The organism is Aggregatibacter valvarum (assembly GCF_980468985.1).
The window spans coordinates 1,305,864-1,321,521 of the sequence record NZ_OZ413141.1; the positions used below are offsets into that span (position 1 = coordinate 1,305,864).

Annotated in this window: 12 protein-coding genes; 2 read left to right on the forward strand and 10 right to left on the reverse strand. The window is 43.4% G+C overall.

Annotated elements, in window-relative coordinates; all coding sequences use genetic code 11:
- Nucleotides 1–29 precede the first annotated feature (29 nt).
- From rodA to rhlB, 5 genes are all read right to left on the reverse strand, one after another.
- A complete protein-coding gene (gene rodA, locus AC30SF_RS06145) occupies nt 30–1,151 on the reverse strand; it encodes a rod shape-determining protein RodA (RefSeq protein WP_489607889.1) in 1,122 nt (373 codons plus the stop codon).
- Nucleotides 1,138–3,078 (reverse strand): penicillin-binding protein 2, encoded by a 1,941-nt coding sequence (gene mrdA, locus AC30SF_RS06150; protein ID WP_489607890.1) that lies wholly within the window; start codon nt 3,076–3,078, stop codon nt 1,138–1,140. Before mrdA ends, rodA begins: the two co-directional genes overlap by 14 nt.
- A complete protein-coding gene (gene rlmH, locus AC30SF_RS06155; protein ID WP_489607891.1) occupies nt 3,079–3,546 on the reverse strand; it encodes a 23S rRNA (pseudouridine(1915)-N(3))-methyltransferase RlmH in 468 nt (155 codons plus the stop codon).
- Nucleotides 3,547–3,603: 57 nt separating this feature from the next.
- Nucleotides 3,604–3,912 carry a ribosome silencing factor gene (gene rsfS / locus AC30SF_RS06160; protein ID WP_489607892.1) on the reverse strand — a complete coding sequence of 103 codons (309 nt, stop codon included), beginning with the start codon at nt 3,910–3,912 and terminating at the stop codon, nt 3,604–3,606.
- A gap of 65 nt (nt 3,913–3,977) precedes the next feature.
- Nucleotides 3,978–5,234 carry an ATP-dependent RNA helicase RhlB gene (rhlB, locus tag AC30SF_RS06165; RefSeq protein WP_489607893.1) on the reverse strand — a complete coding sequence of 419 codons (1,257 nt, stop codon included), beginning with the start codon at nt 5,232–5,234 and terminating at the stop codon, nt 3,978–3,980.
- A 286-nt stretch (nt 5,235–5,520) separates the two neighbouring features.
- Here rhlB and rho point away from each other — a divergent pair, with 286 nt between their 5' ends.
- Nucleotides 5,521–6,783, forward strand: coding sequence for a transcription termination factor Rho (gene rho / locus AC30SF_RS06170; RefSeq protein WP_021616385.1), 1,263 nt, complete (start codon nt 5,521–5,523; stop codon nt 6,781–6,783).
- Between the two features lie 89 nt (nt 6,784–6,872).
- On the opposite strand, the gene AC30SF_RS06175 is transcribed toward rho, so the two are convergent.
- The 5 genes from AC30SF_RS06175 to AC30SF_RS06195 form a co-directional block, all read right to left on the reverse strand.
- On the reverse strand, nt 6,873–9,194 hold the full coding sequence (locus tag AC30SF_RS06175; RefSeq protein ID WP_489607894.1) for a hypothetical protein: 2,322 nt from the start codon (nt 9,192–9,194) through the stop codon (nt 6,873–6,875).
- 131 nt (nt 9,195–9,325) lie between these two features.
- Nucleotides 9,326–10,372, reverse strand: a complete 1,047-nt coding sequence (gene fbpC / locus AC30SF_RS06180) for a ferric ABC transporter ATP-binding protein (RefSeq protein WP_479744193.1) — start codon at nt 10,370–10,372, stop codon at nt 9,326–9,328.
- Between the two features lie 16 nt (nt 10,373–10,388).
- The gene (locus AC30SF_RS06185) at nt 10,389–12,446 is read right to left on the reverse strand and encodes an ABC transporter permease (RefSeq protein WP_489607895.1); all 2,058 of its coding nucleotides are present in this window, start codon (nt 12,444–12,446) and stop codon (nt 10,389–10,391) included.
- 66 nt (nt 12,447–12,512) lie between these two features.
- Nucleotides 12,513–13,547 (reverse strand): extracellular solute-binding protein, encoded by a 1,035-nt coding sequence (locus tag AC30SF_RS06190; protein ID WP_315542272.1) that lies wholly within the window; start codon nt 13,545–13,547, stop codon nt 12,513–12,515.
- 155 nt (nt 13,548–13,702) lie between these two features.
- Entirely contained in the window at nt 13,703–14,743 is a 1,041-nt protein-coding gene (locus tag AC30SF_RS06195; protein WP_311461372.1) for an extracellular solute-binding protein, read from the reverse strand.
- Nucleotides 14,744–15,002: 259 nt separating this feature from the next.
- Here AC30SF_RS06195 and udk point away from each other — a divergent pair, with 259 nt between their 5' ends.
- A complete protein-coding gene (udk, locus tag AC30SF_RS06200) occupies nt 15,003–15,653 on the forward strand; it encodes a uridine kinase (RefSeq protein ID WP_311461374.1) in 651 nt (216 codons plus the stop codon).
- Nucleotides 15,654–15,658: the final 5 nt, after the last annotated feature.

Genomic DNA, 15,658 nt, shown 5'->3' on the forward strand with positions numbered 1-15,658 from the left:
CGAGTTATCTAACTAAGAAAACTGAAAACTTAATGAGTTCCCTTCAGAAAGTGTTCTTTGTGAGTATGAATCGACATAATGAGTCCGAAACCTGCCATAATCGACACATAAGAAGTGCCGCCATAACTCACCAACGGCAACGGCACGCCTACCACCGGTAAAATGCCGCTGACCATACCAATATTCACAAAAACGTAAACAAAGAAAATTAACGTTAATGCGCCAACTAAAATGCGTCCGAATGCACTTTGTGCACTCACACCAATCATGAGACCGCGCGCAATAATAAATAAGTAAATTGCTAGTAAAATTAAAAAGCCCACCATGCCATATTCTTCACTTAATACAGCAAAAATGAAATCCGTATGCGGTTCCGGTAAAAATTCTAATTGGGATTGCGTGCCTTGCATCCAGCCCTTTCCCCATAAGCCACCTGAACCGATGGCAATTTTGGACTGCCAAATGTGGTATCCCGCTCCCAATAAATCTTTTTCCGGATCAAAAAGGGTTAATACGCGAGCACGTTGATAATCGTGCATTAAGTAAAACCACATGATAGGGATAAAACCGGCAAGCCCGATGATTGCGGCTAAAATCAGCCACCAACTCATCCCTGCCAAAAATATCACAAATAACCCTGAGCCACTAACCAACACGGAAGTCCCTAAATCCGGCTGAACTGCCACCAGCAGGGTCGGCACAATAATAATGATTAAGGCAATAAAGGTTTCTTTCAGTTTAATCGGTTGTGGGCGATTCCCTAAATATACTGCCACCATTAATGGCACCGCTAACTTCACAATCTCCGACGGCTGAAAACGCACGATCCCTAAATCTAACCACCGTTGTGCGCCCTTACTCGTTGCGCCAATTAAATCCACTAAAATGAGCATCGCAATTCCAAGCCCAAATAAATAAGGCGCAATGCGCTTATAAAAATTAGGCGAAAGCTGTGCCATTACGAGCATGACCGCAAACCCTAAAACAACCTGAATAATACGGCTCTGAAACATCGCTTCATTCGCGCCGGACGCGCTATATAACACCAGCATGCCGTAACCGGTAATCACGACCAGACCAATAAATAACCACAAATCAATGTGCAGGCGACGCCATAATTCCTGCCAAACCTGACGCTCATTCATTTTCATTTGTTGATACTCCTGCCGGCATAAAGTCAGTGGGTTCGCCCATGAGCGGTTCACTTGTCTGTCTAAAATAATAATCCATAATTTTTCTCACCAGCGGTGCGGCATTACTTGAACCGCCTCCGGCATTTTCTAAAATAATGGACACCACCACTTTGGGTTTGTCATAGGGCGCAAAGGCAGTAAACCACGCATGGTCATGTAATTCTTTTTTTAGCGCACCAGCATTATAACTTTGATTTTCTTTTAAACTAAATACTTGTGCTGTGCCGGATTTGCCTGCCACCCGATAAGGCGCACCGGCAAACGCTTTACGACCAGTACCTGCCGCCGAGTTCACGACGTTATACATACCGCGTTTTGCGACATCCCAATAATATTGCTTAGGCTCGGTAATATCAGCGTATAATTTTGGATCTTGATAAGGTTCAATCGTTGTTCCCTCAATACGTTTCATTAAATGAGGTGTCATGACTTTACCGTTATTTACTAATATAGTGGTGGCTTTCGCTAATTGAAGTGGCGTAGCCGTCCAATACCCTTGCCCGATTCCCACAGAAATCGTATCACCTTGCACCCAAGGTTTTTTGTAACGTTTCTGTTTCCATTCTCGAGTGGGCATATTAGCACTGGTTTCCTCTTGAATATCAATACCGGTCGGCACACCAAAGCCAAACCGTTTCATCCAACCGGATAAACGATCAATGCCTAAATTATAGGCGGTTTGATAAAAATAGGTATCCGACGATTCGGTAATTGCCTTATTCAAATCCGTCATACCATGCCCGCCACGACGCCAATCACGGAAGCGTTTTGTGGTATTAGGCAACACCCAGTAACCGGGGTCAGAAATAGTCATTTCCGGCGTAATCACGTTCTCCTGCAACGCCGATACCGCAATAAACGGTTTCACCGTAGATGCCGGCGGATACGCGCCTTGGGTCACACGACTATACAAGGGGCGATTCGGATCATTTAATAAACGACGATAATCTTCACCGGAAATACCATCTACAAACAAATTATTATCATAACTTGGTACTGAAACCATCGCTAACACGCTGTTATCTTTCGGATCCATCACCACAACCGCCCCTTTTTGCCCCGCCAAGAGATCGGTAATATAAAGCTGCAAATTTAAATCAATCGTCAGATGAATGCTCTTGCCGGCGACAGCCGGTTGTTCGCGTAATTTACGAATCACTTTGCCACGACTATTCACTTCCACTTCTTCAAAACCGGTGGTGCCATGCAACGCATCTTCATAATAACGCTCAATACCTAACTTACCTAAATCATGCGTGCCTGAATAGTTGGCAAATTTTTCTTCTTTTTTTAATCGTTCGACATCACGATCGTTAATTTTAGAGACATACCCTAAAATGTGCGTTAACGGCTCGCCGTATAAATAGTGCCGTTTGAAATAAGGTTTCACATCCAAACTTGGAAAATTGTATTGGTTTACTGAAAAACGCGCGATTTGCTCTTCCGTCAAATTAGGCTTTAATAAAATCGGGGTATAGCGTGAAGAACGTTGACGTTCTTTTTTAAAATTCTCAATATCGGTATCAGTTAAGCCGACCAACACTCTTAATTCCTCGAAAGTGCGGTCTAAATTTTCAACTTTTTCCGGCACAATATACAATCCGAAAAAGGTTAAATTCTCAGCTAAAATTTGCCCATTACGATCATAAATCAACCCACGTGTCGGCGGTAACGGCAACAATTTAATTCGATTGCCATTAGAACGGGTTTGATAGCTGTCGTAATTCACCACCTGCAAATTGTAAAGATTTAAGATTAAAATTACTGATAACGCCAACACCCCGATAAATGACACCAAGGCGCGACGAGCAAATAAATTGCGCTCAGCCTTTTTATCACGAATCGGATCGTATTGTGGTTGCGACAATAATTTTTTTAAGTTCATTTATTCTCGATGATAAGGATGATTGGTGGTTAACGACCACGCACGGTATAAGCTCTCTGCGACAACCACGCGCACTAACGGATGTGGCAAGGTTAAAGGCGATAATGACCAACTTTGTTCAGCTGCCACCTTACATTCAGGTGAAAGTCCTTCCGGCCCACCAATCAACAAACACAGATCGCGTCCATCATTTTTCCAACTTTCTAATTGTTGGGCAAGTTGCTCGGTGGTCCAAGGTTTGCCGGGAATATCCAGCGTCACGATTTTGCCCTTGCCGGCCGCCGCCAACATGGCTTTGCCTTCCTGTTCCAAAATCCGTTTAATATCCGCGTTTTTGCCCCGCTTACCGGCAGGAATTTCAATCAACTCAAAAGGCATTTCTTTCGGAAAACGACGTTGGTATTCCTCAAAGCCTGTGGTTACCCACGAAGGCATTTTGGTTCCAACGGCAATTAACTGAATTTTCACCTTATCTCCTCAAAAAACAACGCAAAAACGACCGCACTTTATATGTTTTAATATGCCTTATGCCCAAAGTTTTTCTAATTGATACATCTCACGGCTTTCCGCCTGCATGATATGTACAATAGCTTCACCTAAATCCACAACGACCCAATCAGCCGTTTCTTTGCCTTCATCACCAAATACATCGATGCCGGCAAGTTTACATTCGGTGATTAATTTCTGCGCTAAGGAAGACACATGACGGGAAGAGGTGCCGGTGCATAAAATCATGGTATCGGTGATGTATAACTTCCCTTTTACGTTTAACGGTAAAATGTCGGTAGCTTTTAAATCCTCTAATTTATTCACCACAAACTCGACTAACGACATATTTTCTCCTCAATTCAAAAAACGGCGAATTTTAGCATTGAATAAAATCAACGCCAATCCTTTGGCTAGCGTTTCGCGCGAAACGGCTTGCGGCGTTGATTGTTCGGCGCGCTAAAATTGCCTTCCCGTTTCAAGCGATAAGGCTTCGGAATATCCTGCAACAATGCATTCGGATCATATTGACTCACCGGAATACTGTGCCCAATGTATTCTTCAATCGCCGGGAGATTCATGGCGTATTGTTCACAAGCAAAGCTAATGGAAATCCCACTTTCGCCCGCACGGCCGGTACGCCCAATGCGATGAACATAATCTTCCCGATCATCCGGCAAGTCATAGTTGAACACGTGTGTAACCTCTGCAATGTGTAATCCACGTGCCGCCACATCGGTCGCCACTAAAATGTCCAACTCGCCATCAGTAAATTGTTTCAACAAAGAAAGGCGTTTTTTCTGCGCCACATCGCCGGTTAACAAACCGACACGATACCCGTCTGCCGCTAAATAGCCCCAAATAGCCTCACATTGATGTTTCGTGTTGGCAAAAATAATGCAACGCTCCGGCCATTCTTCTTCTAACAACGTGAGCAATAGCGGAATTTTATCTTGGTTAGAAGGGTAAAATAATTCTTCTTTAATTTGCTGCCCGGTTTTTTGTTCCGGCTCAATTTCCACGTATTCCGGGTCATTCATATCTTCAAAGGCAAGTTCGCGCACTTTATAGGAAAGCGTGGCGGAGAACAGCATGGTCAGACGTTGTTGCGGAGATGGACATTTACGCAACAAATAACGAATATCGCGAATAAAACCTAAATCAAACATCCGATCCGCTTCATCCAATACCACCGTTTGAATCTGATCCAAGCGGATAATGCCCTGCTTCACATAATCAATGACGCGTCCGGTTGTGCCAATAAGCACATCTACGCCATTTTCGATGGCTTTTAATTGCTTGTCATAGCCATCTCCACCATAAGCAAGTGCGGTCTTAAATTTCGTTGTTTTTAAGAAAATCTGCGCGTCATGTTCAATTTGCACCGCCAATTCACGGGTCGGTGCCAAAATCAACGCACGGGGTTGATTCTTATCCGTCTCGGTTGGATGAGTTAATAAATGGTGAAAAAGTGCGGTCAAAAATGCAATGGTTTTTCCCGTGCCGGTTTGGGCTTGCCCTGCCACATCTTTTCCTTGCAATGTTACCGGCAAGGACAACGCCTGAATTGGCGTACAAAATTCAAATCCTTTATCGTTCAACGCCTGTAACACCAAAGGATGTAGCGGAAAATCGGCAAAACGTGCCGAACTTAAATAATTCTCTTGCATAATCATCAATTCAATCATAAAAAATTGGTGCTAAGCATAGCATGAACGGGAAAAATCCCCAAAAATTCGGCACAATTAATTCAATGGCTACTGTGAAATACGAAATATCCCTCAAAAAACACCGCTAAAAAGAACCGCACTTTCGATTTTTCTCTGCTCAATAAAATTGGAAAAAGACCGTTTAAAACTAGACAGGCTAGTAATTTAATGCTAATTTACGCACCAACTTCAAATACCCCATTCATTTATATCTAAATATCAAATCTAAACAACTCTCAAATTAACTATGCATCTTACAGAACTTAAAAATATGCCGGTTTCCGATCTTGTGAGACTTGGCGAAGGACAAATGGGTTTAGAAAACTTAGCCCGATTACGCAAACAAGACATTGTTTTTGCCATTTTGAAACAACACGCGAAAGGCGGAGAAGATATTTTCGGTGGTGGCGTTTTAGAAATTTTGCCGGACGGTTTCGGTTTCCTACGTTCAGCAGACAGTTCCTATTTAGCCGGCCCGGATGACATCTACGTTTCTCCAAGCCAAATTCGTCGTTTCAATTTGCAAACTGGGGATAAAATCGAAGGGAAAATTCGACCGCCGAAAGAAGGCGAACGCTACTTTGCCCTCCTTAAAGTTGACCAAGTCAATGACGACAAACCGGAAGTCTCCCGCAGCAAAATCCTTTTCGAAAACTTAACGCCATTACATGCCAATTCCCGTTTAAGAATGGAACGCGGCAACGGTTCTACCGAAGATTTAACCGCCCGAATTTTAGATTTAGCCGCCCCTATCGGGAAAGGCCAACGCGGTTTGATCGTCGCACCACCGAAAGCGGGTAAAACCATGTTGTTGCAAAATATTGCGCAAAGCATTACACACAACTACCCTGATGTCGAACTTATCGTGTTATTGATCGATGAGCGCCCGGAAGAAGTTACGGAAATGCAACGCTCCGTCAAAGGCGAAGTGATTGCCTCTACTTTCGATGAACCGGCAACCCGTCACGTTCAAGTGGCTGAAATGGTGATCGAAAAAGCCAAACGTTCTGTAGAACACAAAAAAGATGTGGTGATTTTACTTGACTCCATCACCCGTTTAGCGCGCGCTTATAACACCGTGACCCCGGCATCCGGTAAGATTTTATCCGGTGGTGTGGATGCCAACGCATTACACCGTCCAAAACGTTTCTTCGGTGCCGCGCGTAACGTGGAAGAAGGCGGCAGCTTGACGATCATCGCCACCGCATTAGTCGATACCGGTTCAAAAATGGATGAAGTCATCTTCGAAGAATTTAAAGGTACCGGTAACATGGAATTGCATCTTTCCCGTAAAATCGCGGAAAAACGTGTGTTCCCAGCTATTGACTTTAACCGTTCCGGCACCCGTAAAGAAGACTTACTTACCACCCCTGACGAGTTACAAAAAATGTGGATCCTCCGCAAAATCCTTAACCCAATGGGCGAAGTGGAAGCGATGGAATTCCTTATCGACAAACTCGCTGTGGCAAAAACCAACGAAGCCTTCTTTGAAATTATGAAACGTTCATAATGAATCGTTAGATGGGCTAAATATACCTATTCTGTACATAAGATAAACAAAGGGCTTGATATGAATCAAGCCCTTTTTTAGTGTCTCTTTTAATGGGATGTTGTCGTCGATTTTTCGGCTTTTTCCTTGTTGATGTCTTTTCCCTTATGGGTTTCAACGCTTTCTGATTTTTGAACGATATCCTCTTTAACAGAATTTTCTTGAACCGCACTTTCATTCGTGGAATGTTCCTTTACCTCCGGTTTACCGGAATCCTGTGGTGCAGCCGCATCTTTTATTGCTTCTGTCGCGATCGTAGAAGGATTCGCTATTCTAGCCTTATCGTTCGCCTCTAACACCGCAGGCGTTTCCGTTTCATGTTGTTCAGCTTTCTGAAGCGTTTCTTGTTCAAGCGCTTCCTGTTCAGCCGCGGCTTTCCGTTCGGCTTCCGCCTGAGCAAGACGTTCCTGACGAATCGCCTCTAATGTCTTACCATTCACAAGCCATTCCTTATCCTTTTCCAAGGTCATGACATATTTTCCATCTTGCTCAGTGAAAAGGGGGATCAGCTTACCTTCGGGTTTGAGTTCCGTCTGCCATGATTGCCAAAACATCGAATTCTTTTTGATTTTTGAAGCGGCTTCCTGTGTATCATCTAGTAGCGCCTTATCAAATGAAAACGTCATTTTTCCCTTAAGATTTTGCTTAAACAACCCAGCAGACTTTTTACTCTCTTGTGGCACAGATGCCGCCCCTTTAAGAGCAAGGTTCACAGGATAAGCTTTGGTTGTCGGATAGGTATTGAGATTCAATGCTACCGTTGTGCCCTCTGTTGACAGATCCAGCGTAGTCCAGAGATCATCGAACATTTTCTTATAGCTTTCCGGTGGAAAATACGCAGTACACAAGAGACTATGCATTCCCATACAGAATTGCGTTATTGCTAACTGAGGGTAATTGTTTAGCACCATCGGCATATTTATCTGCAATCCCTCAAGTTGCACTTGCAAATCAGGCAAGGCTAACGTTTTCAATGAAAGGTGCGATGTCCCGTAATAATGTTGATTTTCCACCTTCGCATCACCGTTTACCGCCAACGCCTCCAACGCTACATCACCATAGTGAAAAGCCTTCAGCGTCATCTCCCAATGTGCCTTATCTTCCATGGACTTCACCCATTGATCTCTCAAGGCGGATAATGCTTGACTCGCTTCTTTTGGTGGTGTTTTAGTCGCCAGCGCCTCTAAATAAAACGGAATAAACGCGAATTCTTTTTGTAACGGATAGTCATCCAGTTGATAGCGAATATCCGCACCGCTAAGTTGCCATTGTTTCGTTGGTTCTGTCGGTGTTTGTTTGATATCGGCGGCCTTTAATTGCAATGTAATACCGGCTTTGGCAAGATCTGTATTATTTAATTCAAGCTGGAGTGCAGTGTCCTTTAAAGAAAAATAAGGTTGCTGATCTTTTGGCACGTCAATGGATTTTACCGACAGCGAACCGTTAAAACGGTCATTATGGGTCAGTACACCAATGACAAAATTCACGGCATTTTTAACACTCGGCTGCTTGTTCAATGCGTTAAATTCACTGGCAAAATCCACCGCACTTTGCACGCCTTGTTGCTCAAGGTTCAGTGATAAGCCACGCACAATCGTTGGATTTTCCTCTGCCTTATGCGCTTTATCAGTAATTTGGAAAGTTTCACTATTAAATTGTGTCAATAAATCTCGTTGCTGTATCTCGGGATGCGGTTTGACATCAAGACGATAAGCGGCGTTTTTTAACTGAATTTTCGTGTTTTCACCATTTAATAAGTCCACCTCAACTTGCTTGGCATTCAGTTCTAATAGCCGAATAGCATATTCATTATCATCGACCCGCTGTAATTGCGCATGCCCTTGCAACTGTTCTAATTTGCTGTTTTTATCATAATTAAATCCGCTCAGCGTAGATTTCACTTTGATATTTTTGCTACTTGGATCAAAGTTAAATAGCACAGAAAGGGTTTGCGTTTTGTTCGTAAAATCACGAAATTCAGCAACAAGATCCGATTGCAAATAATCGCCTACCGGAGAAAATTTGCTGTTAATGGTGTTTTTATCAAGCGTGATATTAAGATTTTTATTTAATTGACGCACCAACTGTTCGGAAAGCTGAGATTCTGCCGTAATAAAAAAAGGCAACGCCGTCAGTTTGGTTGAAATCACCTCTGTGCGCTTACCCTCACTATTTTCCAAACTAAATGTGAGGTCTCGACTAAAAAAATGATTTCCCGTTTCGGTGACATGAAGGCTGAGCTGATTATCTAAAGAATAAGGGAATTTTTGCAAAACCCGATCCACTTGCTGGTTGGTATAAAACTGCGCGCCCCCACCCAGTGCAACAAGGATGGCAGCAAGGGTTAAAGTAACTTTTCTTTTTTTACTCATGTTATTCTCAAACTTAGATGAAAAACGTTTAGACGAATTGATCACGTCAAATTTAAAAGTGCCGTAAATAATAACCGCACTTTACTCTTTTGAATACAAAGTGCGGTTAAAATTTCAATTATTTTTAATTTTTACTGATTTTTTAACAAGAAAATGCCTTGCTCGGAAAGATGCACATAGGCTTCTTGCGATGCCGGGTTGAACTGTTCAGGACGGCAGTTAATCAACAAATCTTGACCATGCCATACTGCCACGACTTCCCAATGGTTGCCCATGTATACCGCACTTTTAATCGTGCAACGTTGGGCTTCTGTGCCGGTTTCATGGAGATAAACGGCTTCCGGGCGAACGCCTGCCAAGCAATCCCCATCCGGTAAATTGAATTGGGCAGCATTATTTAGGGCAAGTTCATAGCCATGAATGTTAACGGTATTTCCTTGCAATTTCGCCGGGAAAATACTGGATTCGCCCATGAAGTTAGCCAGGAATAACGAGTTCGGGCGTTGATACAGATCTTTTGCCGGTGCCTTTTGCATGATTTTCCCTTTATTCATCACGATAACTTCATCGGATACGGCAAAAGCTTCTGTTTGGTCGTGGGTCACGTATAAAGAGGTGATGCCTAGGCTTTGTTGTAATTCACGGATTTTTTCCCGCATCGCACGACGTAAGTTAGCATCGAGGTTACTTAACGGTTCATCGAACAGTAACACTTTCGGTTTGAGAACAAGCGCACGAGCAAGCGCCACACGTTGTTGTTGACCACCGGAGATTTGATCCACATAACGATCTTCAAATCCGGCTAAATCTACCAATTCCAAGGCTTCTTTAACGCGTTGTTTACGTTCTTCTTTGCTCACGTTTTGCATACGCAAACCATAACCCACATTATCACCGATGCTCATGTGCGGGAACAACGCATAGGATTGGAACACGATACAAATATCGCGGTTTTGAATGGACGATTTGGTTACGTCTTCACCGTCAATGAAAATTTGTCCGGAGGTTGGGTTTTCAAGACCTGCAACCAAACGCAAAATAGTCGTTTTACCGCAACCGGATGGTCCAAGTAACGTCACCATGGTGCCGCGTTTAATGGTTAAATCCAAATCATCAATTACCACAGATTTGCCAAAGGCTTTCGTGACATTTTTTAATACTAAGAAATCATTACTCATATTTTTTACCTACAACTTAATTCATTTTTTTCGCTTTGGAACGGGAAATGCGGGTGTCACCGACAATCCAGTCGAAGAATAAAATAATCGCCATCATCACCACGATTAAGATGGAGCCGTATGCAATGGCAATCCCATACTCACCGTCTTCGACACGGTTTAGGATGTATGCGGTTGCTACACGGGTATCCGCAGTAACTAAGAAGATGATTGCACTCACTGTCGTCATGGCACGCACGAAACTGGTGACAAGCGCAGAAAGCAACGCCGGTTTTAATAATGGCAACACGATATACCACAGGGTTTTCCATGAGCTACCTTTCAGAGAAAGGGAGGCTTCGTCTAGGGATTTATCAAGTTGTCCTAAGCCTGCAATCGCCGCACGCATACCAATTGGCAAATCACGCATCACCATGGAAATCACCACGATAATACTGGTGCCGGTGATGTACATTGGCGCATTGTTAAAGGCAAGAATGTAAGAGACCCCCGCCACTGTGCCGGGTACGGCAAAACAAAGCATAGTTAAGAACTCAAGGGATTTTTTCCCTTGGAAGTCTTTACGCACCACAATATAGGCAATTAATAAACCAAAAATGGCAGTAAGTGGTGCCGCGATACCGGCGTAAATTAAGGTATTAATTAAGGAAGGCCACGCGCCGTCACTCAATCCTTGTCCGAACAACATGGCGTAGTTCTTCAAGGTTAAGGTATAGTCCACACCCCAGTTGACGGTGAAGCTTCCGTAGAAAATACTGCCGTATAAAGCAAGGTTGAAGATAACCCAAGCGCCGAGCATGAAAATAATCGTGTATTTCAAGCCGGCAGGGAGTTCTTGCACATCGCCGCGATAAGATTTACCGGATACGGTCACATAAGAGCGGTTACCAATCCATAAATATTGAATGATAAAAATCGCCAAGGAGAAGATTAACAACATGGAGCCAAGGGTACTGGCGGAAGCGTAATCTAATTGTGAACCGGCAATGTAGAAGTAAATTTGCGTTGCAATAACGTCGAAGCTACCCCCCAATACCAACGGGTTACTAAAGTCTGCGAGCGATTGGATGAACACGATGAGGAACGAGTTCGCCAAGGCAGGGCGCAGTAACGGGAAAATGATGTTATAGAAAGTTTGGTAACGGTTGGCACGCAACGTATAAGACGCTTCTTCAATGGACGGATGCACGGATTTTAATGCGCCATCTAAAATCATGAAGGAAATTGGCGCAAATGCCAAAATCTGTGCAATAGCGATACCGTTAAAACCGTACAGCCAGTTGTGGTTGGTGAAACCGAAATTGGTGGATAAAAACTCGGTCACATAACCGGAACGACCCAGCATTAAGGTGACCCCTAATCCAACGACAAACGGTGGCGTCACAATCGGCAAAATAGAGAAGATTTTACCGATAAATGCGGTACGGCGCGCAATACGGGTGGTGTAAAGAGCAAATGCTAAACCGAACACCGTAGAAACGATACCCACGAAACCGGATAAGAACAAGGAGTTACTGATAACGCGCACAATGTAGCTTTGCGTCAAAATACGCATCACTTGTTGTGGTGCAAAAGTCTCTCCATCGTAGAACATGGAGACGAAAATCGCCAATGTTGGGTAAACGATGAAGAAGAAAATCAGCAAAATAATGCAAAGCAAGGAGGCGATAATAAATTTGTCGCCTTGCATAATCTTTAACTTCGCCAAAGAAAGCGTAGCAAGCGCGGTGAAAGCGATGAGTAAAACGATCACCGAATAGCCCATGCTGATTTTCAGTACGCTGGCGCTGATAAAGGTAAATAATGTCGCCAGTGCTAATAAGTAAAGTTCCGCTTTGGCTTGTGTATTGGTTGGTAATTTTAGCCACGGCAATAAACCGTACAAAATCACTGGCAAGAACCAAAAAGCGGTAATATTAAAAGATGACCAACCCATGGCATCAAAGAATTCATCGGCGGTGCTGTCAAACAAGCCGTAATCTAAGGCGTGGGAAGGGAGAACAAGAAATGCAACAATGGACAAGATTATCCAAAAATTCGCAGAATGTGTGATTGGTAGTTTATTTGCGTTCATACAACCTCGCATAAGAAGAAATAGAGAAGCAATGCAATAGACATTGCTTCTTTATTTAACAACAATTTATTTGGCTAGTTTAACATCATCAACCCATTTCGTGATTAAACGTTTGCGCAAGTCAGTGGCGCCGTATTTGTCAAAATCATAGTTAATCAGGTTAATCGATTTAAAATCCAACGCATAAGGGGATTGTTGCGCTGTGGTATTGGTTAAAATGGAATAGGCTTCGCCTTTTTGCCATGTTAATTCTTGCGCTTCTTTCGATAACGCCCAATCCACGAAAAGTTTCGCATTTTCAAGATTACGTGCGCCTTTAATTACGCTGACTCCACCAATTTCATAGCCCGTACCTTCGCAAGGTACCACTAATTCAACCGGGGCACCTTTGGCTTTTTCTAACGAATATTCGTGTAAAAAGCCGATGCCGATTGCCGTTTCGCCACGCGCCGTGTTACGGGTTGCGGTGTTACCGGATTTGGTATATTGCGACACGTTTTTGTTTAACGCTTTCAAGTATTTGAAGGCCTCTTCTTCGCCCCAAAGCTGGATATAGGTCGCTAATTGTGTATAGCCGGTTCCTGAGCTTTGCGGATCTGCCGCTTGAATTTCATTGCGATACATTGGATCAGCTAAATCTTTCCAGCATTTTGGTATTGGCAAATTGAGTTTTTGTAAACGTTCAGGGTTCACACCAAAACCTAATACACCAAGATAGATAGCTGAGGAATAGTTGCCTTTCATTTTAGCCGGATCACGGAACTGCTCTACAATTTGTGGCAGATTTGGTGATTTATAAGGCTCTAATAAGCCCATTTCACCCGCTTGGGAATGCGGATCCATGGTGCCACCATACCAAACATCACCTTGTGGGTTATCTTTTTCCGCATCGATTTTGGCTAAGATAGTGCCTGTGCCGCCACGAATAAAACTGGTTTTTACATCATATTTTTTCTCGAATGCCATGGCTTCTTGCTCGCACATGGTGTTTTGCGCACTGCAATAAATCACTAAGCGACCTTTCGCCGCAGCATTGCTGCTGAATAATATCCCTCCGAGTACCACACTTGAAAGTGCTACCGCAATTTTTGAGAGTTTCATTTCAACACTCCTGTGTTTTTGATGTCGAGGTAACGCACTTTTGTTGATGTGCGTCCTAATGATGGTGATAGGCTCGTGTCGTCAGGACACGAGCCATCCATATAAGAAAAGTGCGGTGAGAAAAAGACATGAATTTTCGACCGCACTTTAGCGTGTTATTTCGCTAATTTAACGTCTTGAACCCATTTTTCAATTAAGGCTTTGCGTTGTTCGGCGGCGCCGTATTTTTCAAAGTCATAATTGATGAGATTCAATTTATTTGGATCAAACGCCGTTGGGGATTGTTCTGCTGTTGTGTTGGTTAAGATTTGTAAGGATTCACCTTGTTTCCATGCCAATTCTTGGCCTTCTTTAGATAACGCCCAATCCACGAATAATTTTGCATTATCCAGATTACGTGCACCTTTTAAGATACTCACACCACCTAATTCATAGCCTGTGCCTTCACATGGCACTACAAGTTCCAATGGTGCGCCATTACGTTTTTCAAGGGCGTAATCGTGTAAGAAACCGATACCCACGACAGCTTCACCGCGAGCCGCGTTACGGGATGGGGTGACACCGGATTTGGTGTATTGGGAAACATTTGGATGTAACGCTTTTAAGAAATCAAAGGCTTTGTCTTCACCCCAAAGTTGTACGAATGTGGCAAGCGCCGTATAGGCTGTACCGGCACTTTGTGGGTCAGCAATTTGCACTTCGCCTTTCAAACGTGGATCCGTTAAGTCTTTCCAGCATTTCGGCACTTCTTTGATGCCTAATTTTTCCAGACGTTCTGTGTTCACGCCGAAACCTAAGATCCCCATGTAAATAGCAGAAACATAGTGACCTTTGGTTTTTGCCGGATCGCGGAAACGTTCTACGATTTCATCAATGTGCTTAGATTTGTAAGGTTCGATTAAGCCTAATTCAGCTGCTTGCGCTTGTGGGTCGAATGTACCGCCGAACCATACGTCTGCTTGTGGGTTATTTTTTTCTGCCTCTACTTTGGCAAAGGTACTGCCTGAGCCGTTACGAATAAAGGAGGTTTTGACATCATATTTTTCACCGAATGCCTTGGTGGTGGTTTCACATAAAATATTGGTGGCGCTGCAATAAACGACTAAGCGACCTTTTGCCACAGCCGCTTGGCTTGCCATTAAACCGCCGGCTAAAAGTGCGGTGGAAATTGCAAGAGAAAGTGATTTTAACTTCATGTTGTACCTCTTTATTGTCCATGAGATGAAAATAGCATGCCGATATCGCTCGGTATGCGCTTTTAGGTGAGCATGTTACATAAAATCCCACGCCATTAATGTGAGAAGCCTCACAAAACGAAGAATTTTCTGCATGAATCTGTTGCGTTACATCTGAATTATAGAAAAATAGCCAAGGGCGAAATCTAGTTATGTCAAAAAAATGCTTTTTTCTTTATAATTCCGCCAATTTATTCACATTATGAGAAAAGGGAAGGGTATGTCAGAAAATCAAACATCATCTTGTATTATTATCGCCATTGCGGGCGCTTCGGCTTCAGGAAAAAGTTCTATTGCCTCTACAGTACATAAAGAACTTTGTCATGAACTGGGTTGTGAAGAAATCGGCATTATTGCCGAAGATAGTTATTACAAAGATCAAAGCCACTTAGAGATGTCTGAACGGGTTAAAACCAATTATGATCACCCAAACTCCATGGACCGCGATTTGCTCATTGCCCATTTGAAAGCGTTGAAAGCCGGCAACGCCGTTGATATTCCCGTGTATAGTTATGTGGAGCATACCCGAACCGATGACGTGACCCATTTCACGCCAAAACGTATTGTGATTTTAGAGGGAATTTTATTACTTACAGACGAGCGTGTACGTCAGTTGGCAGATATTTCCGTGTTTGTGGATACTCCGTTAGATATTTGCTTTATTCGCCGTTTACAACGCGACATGGAAGAACGTGGTCGCACCCTTCAATCCGTCATTGATCAATATCGTGCCACGGTGCGTCCGATGTTCTTGCAATTTATCGAACCCTCTAAACAACATGCTGACATTGTGATCCCTCGCGGAGGGAAAAACCGCATTGCCATCAATATGTTAAAGGCACAAATCATGCAGCTTTTAAGCAAAAAATAGGAGCA

Coding starts and splice junctions, on each gene's coding strand:
- rho (WP_021616385.1), top strand. CDS start 5,521: ATGCATCTTACAGAACTTAAAAATATGCCGGTTTCCGATCTTGTGAGA.
- fbpC (WP_479744193.1), bottom strand. CDS start 10,372: ATGAGTAATGATTTCTTAGTATTAAAAAATGTCACGAAAGCCTTTGGC.
- mrdA (WP_489607890.1), bottom strand. CDS start 3,078: ATGAACTTAAAAAAATTATTGTCGCAACCACAATACGATCCGATTCGT.
- AC30SF_RS06175 (WP_489607894.1), bottom strand. CDS start 9,194: ATGAGTAAAAAAAGAAAAGTTACTTTAACCCTTGCTGCCATCCTTGTT.
- rsfS (WP_489607892.1), bottom strand. CDS start 3,912: ATGTCGTTAGTCGAGTTTGTGGTGAATAAATTAGAGGATTTAAAAGCT.
- AC30SF_RS06185 (WP_489607895.1), bottom strand. CDS start 12,446: ATGAACGCAAATAAACTACCAATCACACATTCTGCGAATTTTTGGATA.
- AC30SF_RS06195 (WP_311461372.1), bottom strand. CDS start 14,743: ATGAAGTTAAAATCACTTTCTCTTGCAATTTCCACCGCACTTTTAGCC.
- rodA (WP_489607889.1), bottom strand. CDS start 1,151: ATGAAAATGAATGAGCGTCAGGTTTGGCAGGAATTATGGCGTCGCCTG.
- AC30SF_RS06190 (WP_315542272.1), bottom strand. CDS start 13,547: ATGAAACTCTCAAAAATTGCGGTAGCACTTTCAAGTGTGGTACTCGGA.
- rhlB (WP_489607893.1), bottom strand. CDS start 5,234: ATGCAAGAGAATTATTTAAGTTCGGCACGTTTTGCCGATTTTCCGCTA.
- udk (WP_311461374.1), top strand. CDS start 15,003: ATGTCAGAAAATCAAACATCATCTTGTATTATTATCGCCATTGCGGGC.